Consider the following 1319-nt stretch of genomic DNA (forward strand, 5'->3'; position numbering starts at 1 on the left):
GGATGGCGGTCATGGCAAGAGGTTGATTGTCGAAGCCAACCTGCCCCGCGAGGGGCTGAACTGCCATGGCCGCCATTGACAAGGGTAAGCCTTCCGTCGTCGCCATTGAAGCCCTGCTGGGTCAGGACCGCGACGTGTTCAAGCAACTGCTGCGCGAGTCGCTGCAGGAGGTGCTCGAAGCCGAGATGACCGAGCTGCTGGGCGCCGAGCCCGGTCAGCGCACCGAGGCGCGCTCTGGCTACCGCGCCGGCTACTACAGCCGCAGCCTGGTCACGCGCATCGGCAAGCTCGAGCTGCGCGTGCCGCGCGACCGCGAGGGGCGCTTTTCCACCGAACTGTTCGAGCGCTACCAGCGCTCGGAGAAGGCGCTGGTGTCGGCGCTGGCGGAGATGTACGTGCAGGGCGTGTCCACCCGCAAGGTCAAGGCCGTGACCGAGGAGCTGTGCGGCCACGCGTTCTCGGCCAGCACGATCAGCCAGATCAACAAGGGGCTGGACGCGGCACTGGCGAGGTTTGCCAACCGGCCGCTGGAGGAGGCCTACCCGTACCTGATCCTGGACGCGAGGTACGAGAAGGTGCGCATCGACGGGGTGATCCGCAGCCAGGCGGTGCTCATTGCCATCGGCATCAACTGGGAGGGCCGGCGCCAGGTGCTGGCCGTCGAGCTCGCCAACCGGGAGAGTGCCACCAGCTGGAAGGAGTTCGTGCGCCGGCTCAAGGAGCGCGGCCTTGCGGGCGTGGAGTTCGTCGTCAGCGACGACCACGAGGGGCTGAAGAAGGCCGTCTCGGAACTGCTGCCCCAGGCCGCCTGGCAGCGCTGCTACGTGCACTTCCTGCGCAACGCGCTGGACTACCTGCCGCGCCGCGCCGACGACGACTGCCTGCAGGAGCTGCGCTGGATCTACGACCGGCGCAACCTGAAGGAGGCGCAGGCCGATCTGGCGGCCTGGCTGCAGCGCTGGCAGGCGCGCTACCCGCGCCTGACCGACTGGGTCGAGCAGGCCATCGGCGAGACGCTGACGTTCTACATGCTGCCCAGGCAGCATCACAAGCATCTGAAGAGCACGAACCTGCTCGAGCGCCTGAACGAGGAGATCAAGCGCCGCACCCGCGTGGTTCGCATCTTCCCCAACCCGGCGTCGTGCCTGCGGCTGGTCAGAGCCCTGTGCGCCGAGACGCACGAGGCGTGGCTCGAGGACAACCGCCACCTCAACATGGATCTGCTCAAGGAGCACAAGAAGGCCGCCATGAAGCTCGCGGCCTGATCAGCCCAACCTCGAACCGTGATCGCGTTTCTGCACAACTTGACAGACACAACC

Annotated in this window: 1 protein-coding gene; it reads left to right on the plus strand. The window is 66.9% G+C overall.

Features of this window, described 5'->3' with window-relative positions:
• Window positions 1-65: 65 nt before the first annotated feature.
• On the plus strand, window positions 66-1265 hold the full coding sequence (locus DRV96_RS17720; protein ID WP_119293602.1) for an IS256 family transposase: 1200 nt from the start codon (window positions 66-68) through the stop codon (window positions 1263-1265).
• The last annotated feature ends 54 nt before the right edge of the window (window positions 1266-1319 follow it).

Source organism: Azohydromonas sediminis, from assembly GCF_003574675.1.
In the GTDB taxonomy this organism is placed as follows: Bacteria; Pseudomonadota; Gammaproteobacteria; order Burkholderiales; family Burkholderiaceae_C; genus Calidifontimicrobium; species Calidifontimicrobium sediminis.